At 60.4% G+C, this 22290-nt stretch carries 21 protein-coding genes; all 21 read left to right on the top strand.

Annotated elements, in window-relative coordinates:
* Window positions 1-174: 174 nt before the first annotated feature.
* Complete coding sequence (locus L2D14_02500; protein WNK00305.1) at window positions 175-879, top strand: class I SAM-dependent methyltransferase; 705 nt, start codon at window positions 175-177, stop codon at window positions 877-879.
* Complete coding sequence (locus tag L2D14_02495; GenBank protein WNK00304.1) at window positions 879-2627, top strand: sulfatase-like hydrolase/transferase; 1749 nt, start codon at window positions 879-881, stop codon at window positions 2625-2627. Before L2D14_02500 ends, L2D14_02495 begins: the two co-directional genes overlap by 1 nt.
* Before the next feature lie 28 nt (window positions 2628-2655).
* Window positions 2656-3720 carry a Gfo/Idh/MocA family oxidoreductase gene (locus L2D14_02490; protein WNK00303.1) on the top strand — a complete coding sequence of 355 codons (1065 nt, stop codon included), beginning with the start codon at window positions 2656-2658 and terminating at the stop codon, window positions 3718-3720.
* Window positions 3717-4103 carry an SxtJ family membrane protein gene (locus L2D14_02485; protein WNK00302.1) on the top strand — a complete coding sequence of 129 codons (387 nt, stop codon included), beginning with the start codon at window positions 3717-3719 and terminating at the stop codon, window positions 4101-4103. The genes L2D14_02490 and L2D14_02485 overlap by 4 nt, the downstream gene beginning before the upstream one ends.
* A 13-nt stretch (window positions 4104-4116) precedes the next feature.
* On the top strand, window positions 4117-4269 hold the full coding sequence (locus L2D14_02480; protein ID WNK00301.1) for a DUF5989 family protein: 153 nt from the start codon (window positions 4117-4119) through the stop codon (window positions 4267-4269).
* Between the two features lie 4 nt (window positions 4270-4273).
* Window positions 4274-6067: a carbamoyltransferase gene (locus L2D14_02475; GenBank protein ID WNK00300.1), complete on the top strand. Its 1794-nt coding sequence runs from the start codon at window positions 4274-4276 to the stop codon at window positions 6065-6067.
* Window positions 6064-7080, top strand: coding sequence for a class I SAM-dependent methyltransferase (locus tag L2D14_02470; GenBank protein WNK00299.1), 1017 nt, complete (start codon window positions 6064-6066; stop codon window positions 7078-7080). Before L2D14_02475 ends, L2D14_02470 begins: the two co-directional genes overlap by 4 nt.
* The gene (locus tag L2D14_02465) at window positions 7077-8129 is read left to right on the top strand and encodes a hypothetical protein (protein WNK00298.1); all 1053 of its coding nucleotides are present in this window, start codon (window positions 7077-7079) and stop codon (window positions 8127-8129) included. The genes L2D14_02470 and L2D14_02465 overlap by 4 nt, the downstream gene beginning before the upstream one ends.
* 37 nt (window positions 8130-8166) lie before the next feature.
* Window positions 8167-8928, top strand: a complete 762-nt coding sequence (kdsB, locus tag L2D14_02460) for a 3-deoxy-manno-octulosonate cytidylyltransferase (GenBank protein ID WNK00297.1) — start codon at window positions 8167-8169, stop codon at window positions 8926-8928.
* The gene (locus L2D14_02455) at window positions 8928-9626 is read left to right on the top strand and encodes an HAD-IA family hydrolase (protein ID WNK00296.1); all 699 of its coding nucleotides are present in this window, start codon (window positions 8928-8930) and stop codon (window positions 9624-9626) included. The genes kdsB and L2D14_02455 overlap by 1 nt, the downstream gene beginning before the upstream one ends.
* Window positions 9627-9633: 7 nt before the next feature.
* Window positions 9634-10578, top strand: coding sequence for a putative sugar O-methyltransferase (locus L2D14_02450; protein WNK00295.1), 945 nt, complete (start codon window positions 9634-9636; stop codon window positions 10576-10578).
* Between the two features lie 78 nt (window positions 10579-10656).
* Complete coding sequence (locus tag L2D14_02445; protein ID WNK00294.1) at window positions 10657-11613, top strand: phosphoglycerate dehydrogenase; 957 nt, start codon at window positions 10657-10659, stop codon at window positions 11611-11613.
* A gap of 2 nt (window positions 11614-11615) precedes the next feature.
* Entirely contained in the window at window positions 11616-13325 is a 1710-nt protein-coding gene (locus L2D14_02440; protein ID WNK00293.1) for a heparinase II/III family protein, read from the top strand.
* Entirely contained in the window at window positions 13325-15229 is a 1905-nt protein-coding gene (gene asnB, locus L2D14_02435) for an asparagine synthase (glutamine-hydrolyzing) (protein WNK00292.1), read from the top strand. Before L2D14_02440 ends, asnB begins: the two co-directional genes overlap by 1 nt.
* A complete protein-coding gene (locus L2D14_02430) occupies window positions 15219-16199 on the top strand; it encodes a glycosyltransferase family A protein (GenBank protein WNK00291.1) in 981 nt (326 codons plus the stop codon). Before asnB ends, L2D14_02430 begins: the two co-directional genes overlap by 11 nt.
* The gene (locus L2D14_02425; GenBank protein ID WNK00290.1) at window positions 16199-18115 is read left to right on the top strand and encodes a glycosyltransferase family 39 protein; all 1917 of its coding nucleotides are present in this window, start codon (window positions 16199-16201) and stop codon (window positions 18113-18115) included. Before L2D14_02430 ends, L2D14_02425 begins: the two co-directional genes overlap by 1 nt.
* Window positions 18116-18220: 105 nt before the next feature.
* A complete protein-coding gene (gene rfbF / locus L2D14_02420; GenBank protein WNK00289.1) occupies window positions 18221-19006 on the top strand; it encodes a glucose-1-phosphate cytidylyltransferase in 786 nt (261 codons plus the stop codon).
* Window positions 18988-20073, top strand: coding sequence for a CDP-glucose 4,6-dehydratase (gene rfbG, locus L2D14_02415; protein ID WNK00288.1), 1086 nt, complete (start codon window positions 18988-18990; stop codon window positions 20071-20073). Before rfbF ends, rfbG begins: the two co-directional genes overlap by 19 nt.
* Window positions 20070-20522: a dTDP-4-dehydrorhamnose 3,5-epimerase family protein gene (locus tag L2D14_02410; protein WNK00287.1), complete on the top strand. Its 453-nt coding sequence runs from the start codon at window positions 20070-20072 to the stop codon at window positions 20520-20522. Before rfbG ends, L2D14_02410 begins: the two co-directional genes overlap by 4 nt.
* Window positions 20519-21463 carry an SDR family oxidoreductase gene (locus tag L2D14_02405; protein ID WNK00286.1) on the top strand — a complete coding sequence of 315 codons (945 nt, stop codon included), beginning with the start codon at window positions 20519-20521 and terminating at the stop codon, window positions 21461-21463. The genes L2D14_02410 and L2D14_02405 overlap by 4 nt, the downstream gene beginning before the upstream one ends.
* 106 nt (window positions 21464-21569) lie before the next feature.
* Window positions 21570-22277 (top strand): glycosyltransferase family 2 protein, encoded by a 708-nt coding sequence (locus L2D14_02400; GenBank protein WNK00285.1) that lies wholly within the window; start codon window positions 21570-21572, stop codon window positions 22275-22277.
* Window positions 22278-22290: the final 13 nt, after the last annotated feature.

Here is a 22290-nt window from a genome sequence, read left to right as displayed (position 1 = left end):
TGTTAAATGGTGCCTGCATGGCCTGTCGCTGCGGGCCGCAGGGCGCACGGGTCATGAACGCATACAAGGCCCGGGCCGAAACAGGTTCATTCAAATTTCAATTTCAGAATTTTCCACAACGTCATCCGAAAGCAATGCCTTGCAATCGGACAAAGGATCAGGAAACCGCAATCAATGACGACAACGCCCGAAGACAGTAAAAGTCTGGCTGAACGCCTCAAACACTGGGATCAGGCCTACAAGAAAAGCAGCGTCCCGCCCTATCCCAGCCAGTTCGCGGTCTTCGTATGCGACTACCTGAGCGCTAATCAGAATATCGTCGAGTTCGGATGCGGCTCGGGCCGGGATTCCATTTTCTTCGCCTGGCAGGGCTACAAGGTTGTCGGGCTGGACGGTTCGGGCGCGGCGATCGACATTTGCCACCGCGAAGCCGCCCGGACGCTTGCCGAGACGGCCGAGTTTCGACGTCTTCTGGTCGAGGAAAGCTGGGATGAGAAACAACTGGATCAATTATCCAGCCATATTCTGGGCAGTCTCGACCCGGCCCGGGCAACGATGGTCTACGCCCGGTTTTTCCTTCACATCCTGACGGCCATGGAGCAGAAGAAATTTCTCGATCTGCTGATGCGGTTGAGCGATCCGGGCATGATGTACGCCTTTGAATTCCGCACCCACCGCGACCAGGGCCAGTCCAAGATTGCCCAGCCGCATTACCGCAGGTTCATAGATCCGATTGAATTCATTCAGGACATCAAGGCCAGGGGCTTCAAGGTAGACTACTTCATCGAAAGTTTTGGCATGGCAAAATACAAAACCGAGGATGCACACGTTGCGCGTGTCGTCTTCCATGCAGACGACATCCCCACACAGAAATCATGATGCATAAAAAGCCAAACGTTATTTTCCTGACGGTGGATGCGACGCGGGCCGATCGCACCTCGCTTTTCGGCTATGCGCGGAATACGACGCCGAACCTCAAGCGGCTGGCCCGCAACGGCATGCTGTTTGAAAACTGTCATTCGCTGGGGCCGGTCACGCAGATGGCCCTGATCCAACTGCTGACGGCGACACGCCCTTTGTCTTTCGGCGGCTACGACAGCGGCGCGGTCGGCCGTCCCTCGACCATTTTCAGGGTCTTCAAGGATGCCGGCTACAGGACGATTTCACTCAGCACCCTGCATTGGGTGAACCGGTTCTTTGGCTACAACGACGGCGTTGATGACGAGCACCAGTTATTCGGCGTGATCACCCTGCCTGGCGTCGCTTTCGCCATGATGCGCGGCACGTTGCGGGCCTATGAAAATGGCGACATCGATGCCGCCGAGGCATACAGCCACGTGGAACCGGTGCTCCGGAGCCTGTTTGCCAACCTCGTCGGTTATTTCGAAAATCATGATGCCCAGCTGCCGGTACTGAACAAATACTTCGCCGATTCCGCGGCCATGAATTCCGGGTACGACCACGCCAAATTGCTTAAAATCACACGCCGCCACGAGGACGAGTTCAATGCCGGCGGGTTTGCTTACGTCGAAAAGTATCTGCTGCCCTCGCCGCAGGGCTCTGAATGGATGCAGCGCTGGTTGCCCAAGGAATGGTACTATGCGCGGCGCAAAACCAAACTCGCCAGCGAGCTTATTCACCGGGCCGGGAACAGGTTGCTGCGCACGTTCAACCCGAACCTGGCCGATGCCCGTGCAAAGCGGTTCAAGATTTACACGGATGTGCCGTCCGTCACCGACCGCCTGATCGATATGATCAAGGAGGCCGCGCAAACCGGCGAACCGATCTTCGCCTGGACGCATTTCATGGACACGCACTTGCCGTATGTATCCGGCCGCGGGCGGCATTGGTACAAGGAAACGCCCGGCTACCTGCGCCAACTCGGCTACGATCCCGATACGCCGCCGGCCCTTGCATTCAAGCCGGAACCGGAAACCGAAGAAGAGGCCCGCGGCTTTTCCGCGCTCTACGATGCCGCATTGCGCTCGACGGACGAACAGATCGGCAGGGTAATCGATGCCGTCCGTGATGCGGGCCTTGAGGACAATACAATCATTGCCATCACCGGCGACCATGGCGAGGAACTGGGTGAGACCGGGCATTTCGGTCATTTCTTCCGCCTGACCCGGCCGGCAACGCATGTGCCCTGCGTGATTCACGGCCCGGGCATCGAAAGCCGCAAGATCAAGGCCTTCAACTCCATAATGGACATTCCCGCGACGCTCGCCGATCTGGCGGGAATTCCTGCGCCCGAGGGCTGGGAAGGGCAAAGTTTTGCATCGAAAGAAGACGGAAAAGATCATATTCTGTTCGAATCATTCTATGCAGGAAACTGCCTGTTCGAACATCGGCCGCTCTATTTTGCTGTACGTACAAAAGATTATTTTCTGGTCTGGCGCGAATATATCGACCCGAGCGACACAGTCGCTGGGAGCAGATGCGAATTGTACGACCTCAAGCAGGACCCCGAAGAGCGCATGAATATTTACCGTGACGACCATCCCGCGCTCAGAGCCCTGGAAGAAGTCATCGCCAAACGCATGGAAGCGATCGCGGAAGTCCCGGCCGCACGCATCGCCAAGGCTTTTCCGTGGTATGACGGAAAGCTCCAAACGGGCGCGGCATGATTACCTCCCATTACCGGATTCCCAGGTTATGAGCGCGGCCCTTCACCACAAGCTGAAAGTCGGCATCGCCGGATACGGTGTTGTCGGCAAGCGCCGCCGCGACGTCATCGACGCCCGCGACGACCTGCAGACCGTCGCCGTCTGTGACCGCACCCTTGACGGCAGCGGCACGTTCGACGACGGGGTCCGGTATTTCACCGCCTATCAGGCGCTGCTGGGCGAGGATCTCGACGTCCTGTTCGTCTGCATGTCCAACGACATCGCCGCCGAAGTGACCATCGCCGGGCTCCAAGCCGGGCTGCATGTGTTCTGCGAGAAACCGCCGGGGCGCGACGTCGCCGACATCGAGGCCGTTGTCGCCTGTCATCGCACGCGGCCGTCGCAGCAGCTCAAATACGGCTTCAATCACCGTTATCACGATTCCGTCCAGGATGCCCTCGCGGTCCTGGCGGCCGGCACGCTGGGCGACGTCATCAACATGCGCGGCATATACGGCAAGTCGCAGCTGATCACCTTCGACCAGACGTCGTGGCGCACCGAGCGCGCGCTCGCCGGCGGCGGCGTTTTGCTCGATCAGGGCATTCACATGCTCGACCTGATCCGGCTTTTCGGCGGCGAGTTCACCGACATCAAAAGCTTCGTCACCAACAACGTCTGGGGTCACGACGTCGAAGACAACGCTTATGCCCTGATGCAGACCGATGCCGGCGTCGTCGCCATGCTGCATTCGTCGGCGTCGCAGTGGCGTCATCGCTTCCGTCTTGAAATCGGCATGACCAAGGGCGCGCTGACGCTTTCGGGGATTTTGTCGGGGTCGAAAAGCTACGGCGCCGAAACGCTGACCATCACGCGGCGCGGCGAAGACGACATGGGCGACCCGCACGAGGAAACCCGGCGCTATAACCGCGATCCGTCCTGGACGCTTGAGGTCGGCGAGTTTGCCGATGCCATCCTGCGCGGCGGTGAAATCGTCAACGGCTCGGCGATGGATGCGCTGAAAACCATGCAGCTTGTCTATAAAATATATTGCGCCGACCCCCGCTGGCGTGAGATGTGGCAGCTGGAATGTGATCCGCAGGAACAGACGTCATGAGCATCCGACAGACAGACCGGGCCTTCGGCCTTACTTTTGCCGCCGTTTTCACGATTATCGGCGGCGTTTTGTGGTTCTTCGGCGGCGCGCCGGTTTTATGGCCGTTTATCACCGCCGGCGTGTTTGCAATTCTGGCCTTGGCGGTCCCCGGTGTGCTATTACCGCTCAACCGGCTGTGGTCGTGGTTCGGCGGTAAGCTGGGGCATATCAACAACAAGCTTATACTTGGTCTTTTCTATATTCTGTTCATGATTCCGTTCGGTCTCGTCATGCGCCTCGCCGGTCGCGACCCGATGACCCGGAAAATACGCGGCGGACAGGAAACCTACTGGCAGCAACCGGCGCGGCAACTTGATCGCGACACGCTGCGGGACATGTATTGAGAACGGGTAACCCATGATCTCACTGATAAAAGAGCTGTTTCGTTTTATGCGTGCCTATCGCAAGTTCTGGATGGCACCGCTGATCCTTGGGCTGCTGGCGCTCGGCGTGTTGCTGATCGCCGCGCAAAGTTCCGCCATCACACCGTTCATTTACGCGATTTTCTAGACTTATGATCGTTCTCGGCCTCTCCGCGTTCTACCACGACAGCGCCGCCGCCCTGATCCGCGACGGCGAAATCGTCGCCGCCGCCCAGGAAGAGCGCTTTACCCGCAAGAAGAACGATTCCGATCTGCCGGTGAACGCCGCCGCGTACTGCCTGGATGCCGCCGGGATTTCGCTGGACGACGTCGATCACATCGCTTTTTACGACAAGCCGTTGCTGACCTTCGACCGGCTGCTCGAGACCTATCTCGCCTATGCGCCCAGCGGCTTCGGGTCGTTCGCCAAGGCGATCCCGATCTGGGTCAAGGACAAGCTTCTGCAGAAAAGCCGGATCGCCAAGGGGCTCAACGGCCTCGGTCGCGGCACGATCAACGAAGAGACGATCCTGTTCGGCTATCACCACCATTCCCATGCCGCCGCGGCCTTTTATCCGTCGCCGTTCGACGAGGCGGCCATCGTCATCATGGACGGTGTCGGCGAGTGGGCGACGACCTCGATCGGTTACGGCAAGGACCGCGATATCAAACTCGAGCGCGAGGTACGCTTCCCGCACTCACTGGGTATGCTGTATTCGGCGTTTACTTATTATCTCGGCTTCAAGGTCAATGACGGCGAATACAAGGTGATGGGCCTGGCGCCGTACGGTGAGCCGATCTTTGCCGATCAGATCATGGACAAGCTGTTGGATGTGAAAGACGACGGGTCGTTCCGCATGGACATGTCGTATTTCAACTACACGACCGGCCTGACCATGACCAACGACAAGTTCGCCAGGATTTTCGGAGAGCCGCGCCGCGATCCGGCCGATCCGCTGACGGATTTTCACATGAATATCGCACGCTCCGTTCAGGCGGTCGCGGAACAGCTGATCATGGGCGTGTGCCTGGAAGCGCACCGGCTGACCGGTTCGAAAAATCTGTGCCTGGCCGGCGGTGTCGCACTGAACTGTGTCGCCAACGGCCTGATCGCCCGCGAGGGGCCGTTCGAAAACATCTGGATCCAGCCGGCTTCAGGCGATGCCGGCTCGGCGCTCGGAATTGCGCTAGCGGCCGCCAATCTTCTCGGCGAGACACGCGTGCCGGCACGCCGAAACGGCCACGACGCCATGCACGGCAGCTATCTCGGCCCGGCCTATGATGACGAAGAAATCCGCGCCGCGCTTGATGGAAATGGTGCGGCTTACGAACGCCTGGACGACGACAAGCTGATTGGCACCGTCGCCGATGCACTGGCCGCCGACGGCATCGTCGGCTGGTTCCAGGGCCGCATGGAATTCGGCCCGCGCGCACTCGGCAACCGGTCGATCCTCGGCAACCCGGCGTCGGCGTCGATGCAAAAGACGCTGAACATGAAAATCAAATACCGTGAAAGCTTCCGCCCGTTCGCGCCGGCCGTTCTCAGGGAGGATGCCGCCGAGCACTTCAAGTTCGATGGCGACAGCCCCTACATGCTGATCGTCGCACCGGTCCGCGACGAGGACCGGGTCGAACTAGGCGACGAAGACAAGAACAAGACCGGGCTGGACCGCCTGAACGTCGTCCGCGCCAAGCTGCCGGCGATTACGCATGTCGATTATTCGGCGCGCATCCAGACCGTGACGCCGGACAGCAACAAGCGGTTCTATGACCTGATCAGCGCCTTCAAATCACGCACCGGCAACGGAGTTCTGGTGAACACGAGCTTCAACGTCCGCGACGAGCCCGTGGTGTGCTCACCGGATGACGCCTACCGCTGTTTCATGGCAACGGAAATGGACATGCTGGCGCTCGGCAACTTCGTGCTCAGGAAAGACGCACAATGAGCACACAGACCGCCCCGTCGCTGTTTTCGAAACGCATTCTCGAGCGCCTGCGCGCGCCTGGCGCCAGCGATCAGGCATCGCTGGTTCAGGACGGGGATGCGTTCCGCTGCCCGGAAACCGGCGAAACGTTTCCGGTCATCAACGGCATTCCGTCACTGTTCGCGCCAAGTCCGGGCGAAGGCAAGGACGTCACCGAAAAAGTCCGCTCGTTCTATGAAGAGAACCCGTTCCCGAGTTACGAGGGGCTGGAGGAATTCGGCGAGCTGGTCACCAAGGGACATGCCAACAGTTTTTCCAAGAACCTGCTGGACGCCATCGGCTATAACAAGACGATCCTCGAATGCGGCTGCGGCACCGGCCAGTTGTCGCATTACCTGCAACTCAACAACAATCACGTGCTGGGTATCGACATGTCGCTGGCGAGCCTCGGCCTCGCCGTCGAACATAAGAACCGAAATGCCCTGATGCGCGCTTCCTTCGCACAGATGAACATCTTCAACCTGGCGATTAAGGACAACAGCTTCGATGTCGTGATTTCGCACGGCGTCCTGCATCACACCTTCGACGCCCGGCGCGCCTTCGCAGAAATCGTCAAGAAACTGAAGCCCGGCGGCATCATCATGGTCGGCCTTTACAACCGCCCGGCCCGCCTGCCGACACTTATCCGCTCCAAGCTGATCGGCCTGTTCGGCCCGAACATCGATTTCGTCGTGCGCTCGCGTATCCGCGACAAGCGCAAGGCGGCGATCTGGATCGCCGATCAGTATTATAACCCGCATGAGACATGGCATTCGCTGGACGAGGTCATGGGCTGGTTTCACGAGAACAATGTCGATTACCTCAACGCTTCGCCGGCGATCCTCGGCACCGATGGCGAGGACGCCGACAACCTGTTCGCCGAAACCTCGCCCGGCACACGCTATCAGCGTTGCGTGACGCAGCTTACCTGGCTCGGCACCATCGCCCGCGAAGGGGCATTGTTCGACGTTATCGGAAAGAAGGCTGCATCGTGAGCGACAAGGACGTCAGGATAAACTGGAAGGGCGGCCTGATCGCCTTGCTGTTGGGGCTGGTGTTGCTCATCGGTGTTTCCGAAGCCGTTGTCCGCGTCGTTTATCCGACATGGAACGAGTTTTTCGCCGGGCGCTTTCTGACCGTCGAACATGTACCGGGATTTGGGGATGTCGCTATCGGCCGCAAGGGCTTTGATGGGTATTTCTCGCAGAATAACGGGGACTTCCGCGCCCATATCGCGATCAACGATTTCGGGATGCGCGACGCTGAGCCGGTCGGCGCGGCGGACGGACGTATCTGGGTCATCGGCGATTCCATGGCCTTCGGCTGGGGCGTCGAGGGGAATGAAATGTATTCCGCGGTGATCGGCAAACTGCGGGGCGAGCCGGCCTATAACGTCGCCAGCCCGGGCACCAATGTGTGCGGCTATCAGGCCCTCGCCGGACGCATGCCGAAAGACGTGAAGCCCAAGGCCGTGGTTGTCGGGCTGATTTTGGAAAACGACCTGATCGAATACGATTGCCGTGCCTATGCCGCAAAACCGCAACGCGTAGAGACCACGAAATCCTTCAATCTGAAGGAAGTTAAAATGGCGCTGATGCAGCACACAGCGCTTTATAATTTCTTCGCCGTTGCCATGAAGCGTGTCGACGTTATTCGCGAGATCCTGATCAAGATCGGCGTCGTCAATAAAAGCCAGGCTTACCGGAACCTCCTTTCCGGGCAGGACCTGCAGCGCGTCACGGCAAGCACGGCGAAGGAACTGGTACGGCTTCGCGGTATGTTCGAGCCGGAAATACCGTTTGTGGTACTGGTCGCACCGGCGCGGTTTGAAATCGCCTCCGATGACGCGGAATTCAAAGCCATCCGTCTCGCCATGACCGACGCGCTCGCGAAACAAGGTCTCGCTTTCGTTGATCCGATTGATGCCTTCAAGGCCGCCGGCTTTGCCGACACGCACTTCATTCACGACGGGCACTGGTCGGCGAACGGCCACCGCATCGCAGCCGCTGCGGTCACCAAATGGCTCGACGTCAACGTTCCCTGACAAACCGCAACCCCGATAGATTACGGAAGCCCCGATCATGAAGACCATAGGCATCGTTCCGGCCCGCATGGCGGCAAGCCGGTTTCCCGGAAAGCCCCTGCATCCGATCTGCGGGCGGCCCATGCTCGAGCACTGCTACCTGCGTGCGAAGATGTATTCGGGATGGGACGTGCTGGCGGTCGCCACCTGTGACGAAGAGATCCAGGCGTTCTGCGAGAAAAAGGGCTTTCCCGTGATCATGACGGCGGACACCCATACCCGGGCGCTGGACCGCGTCGCCGAAGCCGCCACCAAATGCGGCGTCGATGTCGCCGACGACGATATTGTTATCTGCGTGCAGGGCGACGAGCCGTTGTTGGGGCCTGACGTGATCGAAGCCGTGATGGCGCCGTTCGACGATGCCGACGTCAAGGGCACCATGCTGGCGGTCCCGGTTCATGATGAGGAAACCTTCGTCAATCCCGATATGGTGAAGCTCGTGCACGACCTGAACGGCAATGTGCTCTATACTTCGCGAAGCCCGATCCCGTACATGAAGACGTTCGATCCGGCGGGCGGCGCCAAACGTGTCGGCGGCATTTTCGGGTTCCGCTGGCACTTTTTGAAATGGTTCACGAAGACCCCTGAATCGCCGCTTGAAAAAGCCGAGGCATGCGATTCCAACCGCATCTGCGATAACGGATTTTTCCAGCGCATCGCGCCGATGACGTTCCGCCCCTATCAGTCCGTCGACAGTTACGAGGACGTGGCCCGCGTCGAAGCCGCCATGCCCGACGATCCGCTCTGGGGGAAATACTGATGAACACCGCAAACGACCTGACCGTCATTTTCGATCTCGACGGCACGCTGATCGACAGCGCGCCTGGCGTCGCGTGGTCGCTGAACCGTGCTCTCGCCGACGAAGGCCGCGCATCGCTGACGGTCGAGCGCGTCAAGGAACTGGTCGGCAAAGGCGCGGTGCATCTTGTCGCCGACGCGCTCGAAGACACCGGCGGCATGATCGACGACGCACACCGCGACCGGGTCAAGGATGCCTTCCTGCAGATCTACAGCGATAACCCGATCCAGGACACGATCGTATTCCCCGGCGTCATGGACGTTCTTGAAAAGCTGCGCGACGCCAGGGTTGCGATGGCGCTGTGCACCAACAAGCCGAAGAAAACCACCATGCCCGTGCTCGACGCATTCGGCCTGACGCCGTTCTTTCCGGTGGTGCTGTGCGGCGATGAGGTCGAAAACCGCAAGCCGGACGGACGTCATATCCATGATACGATCGCCCTGCTCGGCCGCACCGGATATCCTTCGGTCATGGTCGGCGACAGTGAAAACGACATCCTTGCGGCACACGATGCCGGGGTGCCGTCGATCTGCGTCAGCTTCGGTTATTGCCATATACCGTTCGATGAGCTGAAGCCCACTGTTCTGATAAACGCTTTCGAAGAATTCGACAGCGCATTGGCAAGCATACCGGCCGGAAAAATTTCCGGGGGGACATGAACGGCACATGAGCACGGAAATCGCCCCGTACTTACTTAACGAAGATGCTGTCCGCTATCTGCTGGCACATGCCGACGATGACGAAGCCTCCACCTCGGCATACTGGAAAGAGCACAAGCCGCTGTTCAGTGTCCGCGAAGACGGCACTGTCGATGGCTATTCCGTTCTCGGCAACGTCACTGAAAAGCGTTCCCTGCTGCGCAATCTGGCGCACCGTATTTTACAGATACCGTTGAAAGGGCTGGCCCGCCAATACAGCGACCTCGGCATGTGTGAACGGCTCGGGCGCCGGGTTGCGCACATGCGCGGTCAGCAATTCACATACGACACGCTGCGCCACGTTTTCACCCTTGCGCTTATCCGCCAACATCGCAAAGCACTGACCGAAAGCGGGAATTCACTGGTTATCGGCGACGGGTTCGGCATTATGGCGTCGCTTTTGCTGGCCAATTCGCCCGATGTACGCATCTTCATCGTTAACCTGACGAAATCGCTGTCATTGGACATGATTTACCTCAAGCGGACCTTTCCCGATATCGACATGGCGCTGGTGCGCAATGAAACGGAGATGAGCGCCGCGATCGACAACCCGGCGGTCCGCGTTGTCGCCGTTCAAGCCGATAATGCGGCGCTGTTGCAACGCGTTCCTATTGGCCTTGCCGTTAATATCGTGTCGATGCAGGAAATGGATCTTCCCGTCGTTGCCGGGTATTTCGACATACTGCGCAGGAACCCGGCAAAAACGACGGCGTTCTATTGCTGCAACCGGCGATACAAAAATTCCAACTTCGAGGAATATCCCTGGCGTGACGGCGACACCATTCTGGAGGACGGTATTTGCGAGTGGAGCCAGCGCTATTACACGGCGCGACCGCCGTTCCTGCATAAACGCGCATATGGTAAAAAAGTCGTGCTTCACCGGTTTGTGGATTTGGAAAAAGACCATGCTTGAAGTCATGATGCGCGCCACGAATCTCCTCTTGGCCGGCACTGCGCCCGATGCCTTGCCGATATTCGGTCGTGCGCCGGCATGAGCCGCGTCTGCGTCGCCTCGAGATCGTTTTCCCGCCATCCTTTGCTGCGCCAGGAACTGCTGGCACGCTACCCGGAGACGACCTTCAACGATGCCGGGGCAAGCCTGGCCGGCGATGCGCTGATCGATTTTCTACAGGGCCATGACAAAGCCGTTATCGCACTGGAACGGATCGACGCCGGTGTCCTCGATGCCGTTCCCGGTCTGAAAGTGATCGCCAAGTACGGTGTCGGCTTCGACAAGATCGATCTGCATGCCCTGATCGAACGCGGTGTCGCGTTGGGCTGGACCGGCGGCGTCAACCGGCGCTCTGTCGCCGAACTGGTGATCGCCTTTGCCATTTCCATGCTGCGTCACGTTCCCGCCGCCAATGCCGAAGTCCTGGGGGGTACCTGGCGGCAACTGGTCGGCCGCCAGATTTCCGACTGCACGGTCGGTATCATCGGCTGCGGCCATGTCGGCAAGGAGCTGGCCGTGATGCTGCGCGCCGGTTTCGGCTGTGAGGTGCTGGCCCACGACACCGTCGACTTCAGCGATTTCTATGCCGAACACGGCATCATCGCCGCAAGCCTTGAAACGCTGCTGGCGGAAAGCGACGTTGTCAGCCTGCATCTGCCGCTCGACACAACGACGAAAAATTTTCTCGATGCCGCCGCCCTCGCCGCGATGAAGCCGGGCGCGGTGCTGATCAATACCGCACGCGGCGGGTTGGTCGACGAACGCGCGCTGAAGGCGGTGCTGCTGGACGGCACGCTCGGCGGTGCCGCGTTCGATGTCTTCGCCTTCGAGCCCCCCGAAGACGAAGAATTGCTGGCGCTGGCGAATTTCCTGGCGACGCCGCACATCGGCGGCAGCGCCGCCGAGGCGATCCTCGCCATGGGACGTGCGGCGATCCGTGGCCTCGATGAACATCGCGCGCCGGAACCCGGCTTGTTCCCGCCGGGCCGCTGGTAGACTTGAACGCCCTTAAAAGAAAGCTCATACAGTTTTGCGCCGATCCCGTGCTGCGGTCATGGCTGATCCGCCGCGCCGTCGGTCTGCAAAAACCCCCGCCGCCGTTCGCCCCGCATCTGCCGCCCTATGTGTGGAAGCAGTTGCCGCTGGAAATGACCGGAACCGCCTGGCAGGGACCGCACGCGGTCATTGCCGACGAGGCTGAGGCAACACCCGCCGAGTTGCCGCTGGCGGGGATCGTGTGCAGCTTCGATCCGCACGATCCGGCTGCGTTCTTCGATCAGGCCGTGCCCGATATCGAGGCCGATCTGGCCCGCCACCGCTTCGCCTGGCTGCCCATGTGCCCGGAAATCCCGGCGCCGGTTTTCCGCGCCTGCTGGCAGACGTGGCGGGGGCGTTACTTCCCGGCTGACGGCCCCGGCAGCGAGCGCTGCTGGCACTCCTATACGGCGGCGGAGCGTGCCATCAATATTATCGACGCGGCAGCGCGGCTGGGTTTGCCGGCGCCCGCCGAAGAGTTTGCCGGCGATCTGGCGCAGCATGCAAAAATCATTTCCGAGCGGCTGGAGTATTTCGGCGATCACGACACCTCGAACCATCTCGCCAATAACGGGCGCGGACTGTACCGGATCGGCTGTGCGCTCGGCGACGAGAACACTCGCGAGCTCGGCTTCGATATTCTCGGCCATGAAGCGGAACGGATTTTTCTGCCCGCCGGCATGCTGCGCGAAGGCTCGACACATTATCATTTACTGTATCTCAGGAACTATCTGGATGCGTGGCTGTGCGCCGAACGGCACGGCCTCGATGATGACGCCATGGTATTGCGCGCCGTGGCCGGTGAACTGATGGAAGCGGCACGGCACCTGATTTTGCCGGGCGGCATGCCGCTGATCGGCGACATCTCGCCCGACTGCCCGCCGTCGTTCCTGGCCGGGATCGAGAGCGGCGCAGGCTGCTGGACGGATACGCTGAATAACGATGACCGTGCAAAGCTGCGCACCCTCAGCACTGTTGTCGAGACTCCGGACCGGGCGGCGGCACTTCGCGACGGCTGGCTGCGCGCCGGGTTCGGCCGCTGGTCGGTGCTGGCTCACGTCCCCGAAAAAGGCTGGCCGTTCATGCCCGGTCACGCACATCAGGATATCGGCAGCGCCGAAGTTCATGTCGACGGCGTGCCGTTGTTCGTCGATCCGGGGCGCGGCTGTTACGGCGAAACGGGCGAGGCGGCATTGTATCGGTCGTCGGCCGTGCACGGCACGCTACGCATCGATGGTGCCGATCCGTACCCGCCCAATAAGCCCTATTACGATGATGCGTTTCGCGCCCTGCACGCCGGACCGGCGGCGGCGATGATCCATGCCGACAGCTTTACGATTGCGCACGGCGGCTATGGACGGCTCGGCGCCGATGACGTGCGCCGCCGCTGGGTCTTCGGCGATGCGGAGATGCGGATCGAGGACGGCGTCGCCGGCAGCGGCACGCACAGAATCGAACGCGCACTCGTCACACCCCTCGATGTCCGCCTTGACGGCGACAGTGCGGTCGTCGGCGGGCGCTTCAGGGTGCACAGCGAAGGTGCTGCGCCCCGGCTTGACGTGATCAGCATCTGGCACGCCTATCACAACGCAACGCCCGGCATACGGATCGTTTTCGAGACCACCCAATCCCTGCCGTGGTCGGGCAGCATCACCGTTCGGGAAATAACCTGATGTGCGGCATCGCCGGAATCTACGTCCCCAAGGCCTGCCCCGTGCCGGACGTCGACATGCCGGGGATGATGTCGTTCATGCGCCACCGCGGACCGGACGGCGACGGCTTCTGGGACAGTCCGGACCGGCGATACCGCACCGGCTTCCGCCGTCTCGCGATCATCGATCTGCAGACCGGCGATCAACCACTGGTCGACACGCGCGCGGGCCGGGTGCTGAGCGGCAACGGCGAAATCTATAACTACATCGAACTGCGCAAGCAGTTCGCCGACTACCCGTACCGCAGCGAAGGCGATATGGAAGCCGTGCTCGCCGCCTTTGACGCGAAAGGCGATGCTTATGTCGAGGTGCTGAACGGCATGTATGCACTGGCGCTATACGATGCCGGGGCCCACAGCCTGCAGCTGGTCCGCGACCGCATGGGGGTGAAGCCGCTGTACTGGGCCGAGCTGCCCCGGGGCGGCATTATATATGCGTCCGAGATCAAGCCGCTGTTCGCGTCGGGGCTGATCGACGCCGAAATCGACGAAACCGCGGTGTCCGAATATCTGGCGCACGGCTACGTCCCTGCGCCGAAAACCCTGTTCAAGGGCGTCAGCAAACTGCAGCCGGGTCACCGCCTGAGCATCGACAGCGACGGCGAAATGGTGATCGCGCCCTATTGGCAGCCGGCCCCCGCCATGGATGTCCCGCCGGACGGGCCGGAGCTGGACAAATACCTTCTCGACCTGCTCGAAGACAGCGTCCGCCTGCAGCTCAGGAGCGATGTGCCGGTCGGACTTTTGCTATCGGGCGGGATCGATTCCGGCCTGGTCGTGGCGCTGGCGGCGAAGCACACACCGCATGCGCTGAAGACGTTTACGGCGCGGTTCCGGGGCGGCGTCGATGAAAGCCCCTTGGCGGCCAGCGTTTCCGAACGCTACGGCACCGATCACACGGTAATCGACGTCGACGGCTATGACGCCGATGCGCATCTCGCGGCACTGGCGTGGTATGCCGAGGAACCCCTGAACGATGCGGCGTTGCTGCCGAATTTCCTGATCGAGCGCGCGCTCGGCGAACACGTCACGGTGTCGCTCAACGGCACCGGCGGCGACGAGCTGTTCGCCGGATACGGCCGCTATTTCCAGTTGCCGGTGGAGCGGAAATATTTGTGCCTGCCGGGCGCGCTCAGGCGCGGCATCCTAGAGCCGCTGTGCGGGCTGCTGTCGCCGATGCGGGCGTGGCAGTTCGGGCGCGCCGAATTGTTTGCATCGTCACGCGGCGCTTACCTGCACCAGCACAGCACGCATTTCCCGCCACCGCTGCGCGCCGTCATCGGTAATACCATGGCCATGCCCGCCATGGCACAGGAAGAGGCGGCCACGGCCTTTGCCGCGCTCAACCCCGGCGCGGCGGCGCAAACGGCCGGGCTTGCCGCCGATCTCGGTACATACATGGTCGACGATCTGCTGACGCTGCTGGACCGCACCAGCATGGCCGTCAGCGTCGAGGGCCGGGTGCCGTTTCTCGACCATCGCTTCGTCGAGGCCACCTTGAGCGTCCGTCCCGAAGAGCGCACGCCGGGCGGACGGCAAAAATTCCTCGAGCGCCGCATGGCCACATCGTTATTGCCCGAAAGCGTCATCAACGCCCCCAAGCAGGGGTTCGTGTCGCCGGTGCCGAGCTGGTTCAGGGGCGATGTCGGACGGGCGGCGCAGAAACTGCTGACGTCCAGAGAAGCCCTGGCGCGCGGCTGGTGGACGGCGGAAGGGGTCGGCCGGCTGATGCGAAACCCGGACCGCCATGCGTACCGGGCTTACAGCCTTTTGATGCTGGAGCTGGCGGTGCGCACGTTCACCGGCGGCACCATCGCCGAAACGGCGCCGGCGGCAACCCTGACGGAGATCGCCGATGCCGCGTGATCCGGCCCCCGTCAGCGTCATCATCCCGGCCTATAACGCCGAAGCGACGATCGGCCGTGCGCTGGCCAGCATCGCCCGGCAAACGCTGAAACCGGCCGAAGTGATCGTCGTCGATGACGGCTCGGCCGATGCCACCGTGGATGCCGCCATGAGCATGCAGGGTAGCATGGCAGGCACGAAACTGATCGTCGTCAGCCAGGAAAACAAGGGCGCCGGCGCGGCGCGCAACCGGGCCATCGCCGAAGCGCGCGAGACCTATCTGGCGTTTCTCGACGCCGACGACGAATGGTTGCCGGAAAAGCTCGAACGTTCCCTGCAGGTTCTGCAGGACGGCGATTATCTGCTCGTCGCGCATGATTATCTGGACACGACCCCGGGCGGCGATCAGCACATCGACTGCCGGCGGCGCTTCGAGGAAGGCACCGATCCTTATACGTCGCTGTATTTGAAAGGCTACATCCCGAGCATCAGCGTCGTCACCCGTCGCGACGCCGTGCTGGCCGCGGGCGGTTTCGACGAGACGCTCAGAAACGCGCAGGACTTCGATCTGTGGCTCAAGCTGCTGGCCGACCCCGATGCGCGCTTTACCTTATTCGGCGAGGCCCTTGCCAGATACTACCATATCGATGGCAGCATCATGTCGCACACCGACCGCCGAATTACGTGCTGCACGGAAATCGCGAGACGTTACCTGCCCGCCCTCAAAGCCCGCCGTGCCGCAGGCTTGCTGAATCAGTGTCGGCGGCTCGCCTATATCTACATGGAAGCGGCTCAGGCACAGCCGGCCGGACGAACGGGATATGTTTTGCGGTTCTTTGTTGAAGTGCTTCGGAGCATTTTTGCACCGCTGAAGCCCGTGGCCCCGGTCCTGAGCGGCTTGTGGATCATCGCCATACTGGGGGCATACCTGTTCCAGTTCCGAGAACTCTTTAATCCCATTTTAGACGTCCTGAGCAAGGCAGCATTCTGATGCCGTTCCTCGTCACGCTCTGGATGCTTGTCGCTGCCATCGGCGGCGGGCTGTTCATCCTCAAGGCATCAGGGCTGCTCGGGGTGCTGACTTTGCCCGAACGACTTTCTATAGGGTCTGTACTGGGGATCGGATTGATCGGATGGCTGGCATTTTTTGCAGGACTTGCGGAAGTCTATGCCGCGCCGGCGTTTATCGGAATCCTGTTAGCTCTTTCCTTCGGGTGGATGTTTTTCAGGTCCCCATCAACGGGGGCGGCCGCCCGCCTTGACAGGGCAAGCCCTCTGGAATGGCTGTTGATTGCCGGCCTTTTGGCCGTCGCGGCGATGGATATCATGGAGGCGCTCGCCCCCGCCGCTGACGCCGACAGCCTGGCGTATCATTTTGAAACCCCGCGTCTGTTCCTGGCGGAGCATCGCATTTTCGCCATCCCACGCGCCATTGACGGGGTGACGCAACTTCTTGTGCAATTGAGTTATGGCATCGCTGAGGGCCTCGGCGGCAAACAAGCGGTGCCCCTTTGGACTTTGATTTCCGGATGGAGCACGGGGGCGCTGCTTTATGTGCTGGCGCGGCGCCATGTTGCCCGCGCCTGGGCCTTGGCCGGCACACTTATTCTGATGACCGCACCGGCCGTTGTGTACGCCGCCGGCACAGGACAGGTCGAGGTTCGCGCCGCCGCTTTTGCATTGCTTGCAGCCTATGGTGCCGCCATGGCGGTGCAGGGCGCCGGCACCACGCGCATATCCTTAAGCTGGGTTATTGTCGCCGGGCTTGCCGCCGGATTTTTTGTCGGCACAAAAATGACCGGCCTGATTTTTGCGACGGCCACCGGGCTCATTCTGATCAGTATGCAGGCATCGGTTTTGAGAGTGGTCTTATACGCGCTGGCGGTCCTTCTGGCCGGAAGCCAGTGGTACATTTACAACTGGACGCAGACGGGGGACCCGATTTATCCGCTGCTGTGGCAGCATGTAACGTTGATGCCCGGCTTCGAATGGGATGCCGGCATGGCGGAACGGCTTAGCCGGATGTGGCGACATCCTGACGCGATACCCCGGTCATTATTCTGGTACGTCGCTTATCCCCTGCGGACGATCATTGCACCGTTGCCGGAATTTGGCGCGGGGCGCATCGGATTTGGACCAGCCGCCGTGATTCTTGCGCCTTTCGCCATCATTGCCGCGTTTCAAGTCACAGCAGCTTATCGCTCGACACTCTTCAAGGTCATGCTGTGCGGCATATTCTTTTACACGATCTGGTTTTTCACGACGCCGACCTTGCTTGTTCGTCTCATATTGCCCGCTTATCCACTGGTCATTCTGTGCGTGATTTGCGGGACCAGCCGGTTCACCGATGGCCTGACCTCCGCCCGGTCGGTCGTGTGGTCAGGCGTGGCTTTTCTGCTCCTGATCCAGATCTCCGGACAGGTGCTGTTTACCAAAAAATTTGCCGACTATCTCTTTTCCGGCCAATCCAAAACGGCTTATTTAAAAAACAACATCGCCAGATATGGCGCCGTGATCTGGCTGAATAGCCATTTAACAAACAACGACCGTGCCCTGGTGACCCATCGGGAGTGGTTATATCTTTTGGACGTGCCTCATTTCATGGCCCACCCGGATCTGCAAACGCAGGTTCGGCTTACGCCGGACGCCAATAACAATCAGGTCTTTTCGCGCCAACTTGAAAAAGCCGGAATCACGCACGTTGTCGTGCAAGACTTCAAGCCCGGTTCTTCAGATCACTCGTTGCTGTTGGATCATATGCGCAGACTGGAACAGGCCGGGTGTGCACATCCGGTTGCCGAACTTGATCTTCCTATTTTCGCATCCAGAACTTTGCCTCAGCTTCAGTCAGGAACGCAGACAATTCTTGTTTTCACCGTAAAACCGGAAACCTGCTACCCAGGCTGAACCAAACAATGCCGTACGGCCTATCAATTGGGGTGCGTTCTCCGGTGCCGTTGGTTATAAAAGACCGCAATTACGACAGCTGAAATTCATGGATATAGAGTAATTATGAAGGTTGTTATTCTTTGCGGCGGACAAGGCACACGTATTCGCGATGTCGCCGAAAATCTGCCGAAACCAATGATCCCGATCGGCGACAGGCCGATCCTTTGGCACATCATGAAGAACTATGCGTCCTTCGGATTCAGAGAGTTCGTGCTCTGCCTCGGCTATCGCGGGCATGTCATCAAGGACTTCTTCATCAACTACGATATCCTGACCCATGATTTTCAGCTCACTCTCGGCAAACCGGAATCGCTGGAGATTCACAGTACCGGCAACACCGAGGACTGGCAGATCACCCTTGCCGAAACAGGGCTGAATGCCATGACCGGCGATCGGGTCCGCCAGATCAAAAAGTATGTCGGCGATGACGAGATGTTCATGCTGACCTACGGCGACGGCCTCAGCGATATCGATATCGAGCAGCTTGTTTCGTTCCACCGCGCGCACGGCAAGGTGGCGACCGTTACCGGGGTGCGCCCGCCGGGCCGGTTCGGCGAACTGGAATCCGACGAGACCGGCATGGTCATGGAATTCAATGAAAAGCCGCAGGCCACAGGCGGGCGGATTTCCGGCGGGTTTTTCGTGCTGAACCGCGCCATCTTCGATTATCTGCCGGACAACGACGGCCTTGTGTTTGAAGAGGACCCGCTCCGCAAGCTGGTTGCGGACGATCAGCTGATGGTCCATCAGCATGACGGTTTCTGGCAGTGCATGGATACGTATCGCGATTTCAAACTGCTGACCGGCCTTTGGGAAGGGGACAAGGCGCCTTGGAAAAACTGGTCATGACACTGCCGTTCGATCCCAACGTCTTTCGCGGCAAGCGCATTCTGATCACCGGCGATACCGGGTTCAAGGGATCCTGGCTTGCCTTGTGGCTGTCCCGCATGGGGGCCGATGTGTGGGGTTTCGCCCTGCCCCCGGAAGGTGAGCAGCCGCACTTTTCCCTGTTGCGCCTGGATGAGCGTATCACGCACCGGGACGGCAATATGCTCGATATCGATCAGGTCCGCGCCGTCGTCAGCGACAGCGAACCCGAAATCATTTTTCACCTGGCGGCACAGTCGCTAGTCAAGCGCTCCTATGCCGATCCCAAGCTGACGTTCGATACCAACATCGGCGGCGGCGTCAATCTGCTCGACGTGATGCGCGATGCACCGTCGGTGAAGGCGCTGGTCTTCATTACGTCGGACAAATGTTACCTGAACAAGGAATGGGATTGGGGCTACCGCGAGACCGACGAGCTGGGCGGGCTGGATCCGTACAGTGCTTCCAAGGCGGCGGCGGAGATTGTTTTCAAAGCCTACGCAGCATCGTTTCTGGACAGCCGTGACGATCTAGGTCTTGCGACGACGCGCGCCGGCAATGTCATTGGCGGCGGCGACTGGGCGGCGGATCGCATTGTGCCCGACTGCATCCGTGCACTCGGCAAAAGCGAGCCGATCCGCATTCGCATGCCGCAGGCAACGCGGCCGTGGCAGTATGTCCTTGAGCCCCTGAGCGGCTATCTCACCCTTGCCGCAAAACTTCTGCAAGATCCGAAACGCTATGGCGGTGCATGGAATTTCGGCCCCGGCGAGGATTCCGTCCGTACCGTGCATCAGCTTGTGGATCAGCTTGTCGGTCACTGGGGCAGTGGTGACGTGATCGTCGATACGCCGCCGGATCAGGCTTATGAAGCCACCCTGCTGCATCTCAGCATCGACAGAGCCAGAAACCGTCTTGCCTGGCGTCCGCAATGGAGCGTCGATCGCGCCGTCGAAGAGTGCGCGATCTGGTACAAGGCCGTCCTCGAAGGTTCAGACGCCTACACCGTCAGCGCCCGCCAGATTGACGCCTACATGAGCGGCGAATGATCGACGGCGTCGTTCGCAAACCGCTTCGCATAATTCCCGACGCGCGGGGCAACATCATGCATATGGTGCGCAACGACTGGCCCGAGTTCGCCGGTTTCGGCGAAGTCTATTTTTCCTGTATCGAGCCCAGCCAGGTCAAAGCCTGGCGGCGTCATCGCCGAATGACCATGCAGCTTGCCGTGCCTTCGGGTGCCGTTGAATTCGTACTCTATGATGACCGGCCCGACAGCGCCACGAACGGAGAGGTGCAGTCTGTAACCCTGTCCCCGGACAGCACCGACACATACGGCCTGCTGATTATTCCGCCCGGCATCTGGAACGGTTTCCGCTGCGCTTCCGAAACCCCTGCCATCGTCGCCAACTGTGCCTCGATCGGGCATGACCCTGACGAAGCCGAAGGCCGGCCCGACGACGACCCCGCCATTCCCTATACCTGGCCCGATAGATGACACCGATCGTCGTAACCGGTGGCTTTGGTTACGTCGGCGGCCGTATCGTGCAGACCCTTCTGGAAGACGGTGCCGATGTCCGCGTGGTGACGCGCAGGGCGGAACATGAAATCCCCGCCTGGGCCCTGTCCCATGTCACCTGGGGTGATGATCTGAAGCGTCTTTGCGACGGCGCCGGATGCCTGATCCATCTGGCTGCGCCGAACGAGATTGCCTCTGCCGCAGACCCGGAAAAGGAAATCGCCGCTACCCTTGCGTTAACCGAAGCCGCTCTTGCGGCGGCTCATGCGGCGGGTATCGGCCGGTTCATCTATTTTTCGACGGTGCATGTCTATGGCCCGCTCAACGGACATATCGACGAAAACACGCCGACGGCACCAACGCACCCGTATGCCGTCGCACACCTTGAATCGGAAAAGCGCGTCGAAGCGGCGAGCGGAAACGGCCTTGCCGCACTGACGCTTCGGCTCTCCAATGGCTTCGGCGCCCCCGCCGACACAGGGACGGATCGCTGGACCCTGCTGGTCAACGATCTCTGCCGACAGGCCGTTCAGGAACGGAAACTGACGCTGACATCGGACGGCCGGCAACGCCGGGATTTTCTGCCGCTCACCGATATCGCCGCCGCCACCCGTCATTTTGCCGCAATGAACCCCTTTCCGGCCCCCTATCAGGTGATTAACCTGTCCGCCGGCCGGGCCATGAGTGTTCTTGAAATGGCGTACCTCATCCAGGACCGCGCCGGCAAGCTGCTGGGGGCAGATATCGCGCTGTCCGTCGCGGATGAGGCCGCCGACCGGCAGGACGGCGGCCCGACGCCCGAACTGGAAATCGACAACAGCCGGCTGTGTGATACCGGCTTCAGTCCCAAAGCCCCGCTGGACGCCGAAATTGACGCCTTGCTGCAGTTTTGCATCAACGAAGCCACGCCGACCGGTTAAGATCCTACCTTTTTGATCGAAATCCCCGGCATATATTGGTACCACTTGGGTGCCCATGCGCCCTTGGGATCTGATGTCCCTTTTTTCAAACCGTTAGAGTTGCCCAATGCCCGATGCGCCGAAGTCACTGACGATCATCATTCCCGCCTATAACGAGGCGGACACCATTCTGGAATGCGTCCGCCGGGTCGTCGAAGCGGACAAACGCGGCCTGGAATGGGACATCGTGATTTCCGACAACGTGTCGACCGACGGCACCCGCGAACTGCTGGAAAAGATCGATGACCCGAAGATCAAGGTCGTGCTGCGCGACAGACATTCCGGCAAGGGCGCGAACCTCAGGACCGCCATCGCCCACGCCACGGGCGATATCGTGCTGTGGCAGGATGCCGATCTGGAATACAACCCGAAGGACTATTACGACGTTCTCGAGCCGTTTTTCGAAACCGACGCCGATGTCGTCTACGGCTCGCGGCTGACCCGGGCCAAGTACTGCAAGGTATACGGCACGCTGAACTTCGTCGCCAACAAGCTGCTGACCTGGACGGCGAACGTTCTGTTCAACCGGATTTTCACGGACATCGAAACGGCGATCAAAGCGTTCCGGCTGGAGGCGATCAAATCACTCGATCTGGTTTCCGAAGGTTTCGAGATCGAACCGGAAGTGACCGCCAAGATCTGCAAGGCCGGGCTGAATATCTATGAGGTGCCGATTTCGCATGCCGCACGCTGCTATGAAGAAGGCAAGAAAGTCCGCTGGTGGCATTTTTTCACCAGCATCTGGAGCCTGATCAAATGGCGCGTCGTCGGTTGACAGCACCGTTCTC

This window comes from Thalassospiraceae bacterium LMO-JJ14 (assembly GCA_021555105.2).
In the GTDB taxonomy this organism is placed as follows: Bacteria; Pseudomonadota; Alphaproteobacteria; order Rhodospirillales; family Casp-alpha2; genus UBA4479.
Note: the sequence above shows the minus strand (reverse complement) of the source record. Positions and strands in the feature narration are given on the sequence as shown.

What these genes read in the sequence shown, in the direction of transcription:
- L2D14_02470 (WNK00299.1), top strand. Translation starts at nt 6,064, where the DNA reads ATGAGCACACAGACCGCCCCGTCGCTGTTTTCGAAACGCATTCTCGAG.
- L2D14_02480 (WNK00301.1), top strand. Translation starts at nt 4,117, where the DNA reads ATGATCTCACTGATAAAAGAGCTGTTTCGTTTTATGCGTGCCTATCGC.
- L2D14_02430 (WNK00291.1), top strand. Translation starts at nt 15,219, where the DNA reads ATGCCGCGTGATCCGGCCCCCGTCAGCGTCATCATCCCGGCCTATAAC.
- asnB (WNK00292.1), top strand. Translation starts at nt 13,325, where the DNA reads ATGTGCGGCATCGCCGGAATCTACGTCCCCAAGGCCTGCCCCGTGCCG.
- L2D14_02490 (WNK00303.1), top strand. Translation starts at nt 2,656, where the DNA reads ATGAGCGCGGCCCTTCACCACAAGCTGAAAGTCGGCATCGCCGGATAC.
- rfbF (WNK00289.1), top strand. Translation starts at nt 18,221, where the DNA reads ATGAAGGTTGTTATTCTTTGCGGCGGACAAGGCACACGTATTCGCGAT.
- L2D14_02475 (WNK00300.1), top strand. Translation starts at nt 4,274, where the DNA reads ATGATCGTTCTCGGCCTCTCCGCGTTCTACCACGACAGCGCCGCCGCC.
- L2D14_02450 (WNK00295.1), top strand. Translation starts at nt 9,634, where the DNA reads ATGAGCACGGAAATCGCCCCGTACTTACTTAACGAAGATGCTGTCCGC.
- L2D14_02495 (WNK00304.1), top strand. Translation starts at nt 879, where the DNA reads ATGCATAAAAAGCCAAACGTTATTTTCCTGACGGTGGATGCGACGCGG.
- L2D14_02445 (WNK00294.1), top strand. Translation starts at nt 10,657, where the DNA reads ATGAGCCGCGTCTGCGTCGCCTCGAGATCGTTTTCCCGCCATCCTTTG.
- L2D14_02410 (WNK00287.1), top strand. Translation starts at nt 20,070, where the DNA reads ATGATCGACGGCGTCGTTCGCAAACCGCTTCGCATAATTCCCGACGCG.
- L2D14_02500 (WNK00305.1), top strand. Translation starts at nt 175, where the DNA reads ATGACGACAACGCCCGAAGACAGTAAAAGTCTGGCTGAACGCCTCAAA.
- L2D14_02425 (WNK00290.1), top strand. Translation starts at nt 16,199, where the DNA reads ATGCCGTTCCTCGTCACGCTCTGGATGCTTGTCGCTGCCATCGGCGGC.
- L2D14_02400 (WNK00285.1), top strand. Translation starts at nt 21,570, where the DNA reads ATGCCCGATGCGCCGAAGTCACTGACGATCATCATTCCCGCCTATAAC.
- kdsB (WNK00297.1), top strand. Translation starts at nt 8,167, where the DNA reads ATGAAGACCATAGGCATCGTTCCGGCCCGCATGGCGGCAAGCCGGTTT.
- L2D14_02485 (WNK00302.1), top strand. Translation starts at nt 3,717, where the DNA reads ATGAGCATCCGACAGACAGACCGGGCCTTCGGCCTTACTTTTGCCGCC.
- L2D14_02405 (WNK00286.1), top strand. Translation starts at nt 20,519, where the DNA reads ATGACACCGATCGTCGTAACCGGTGGCTTTGGTTACGTCGGCGGCCGT.
- L2D14_02455 (WNK00296.1), top strand. Translation starts at nt 8,928, where the DNA reads ATGAACACCGCAAACGACCTGACCGTCATTTTCGATCTCGACGGCACG.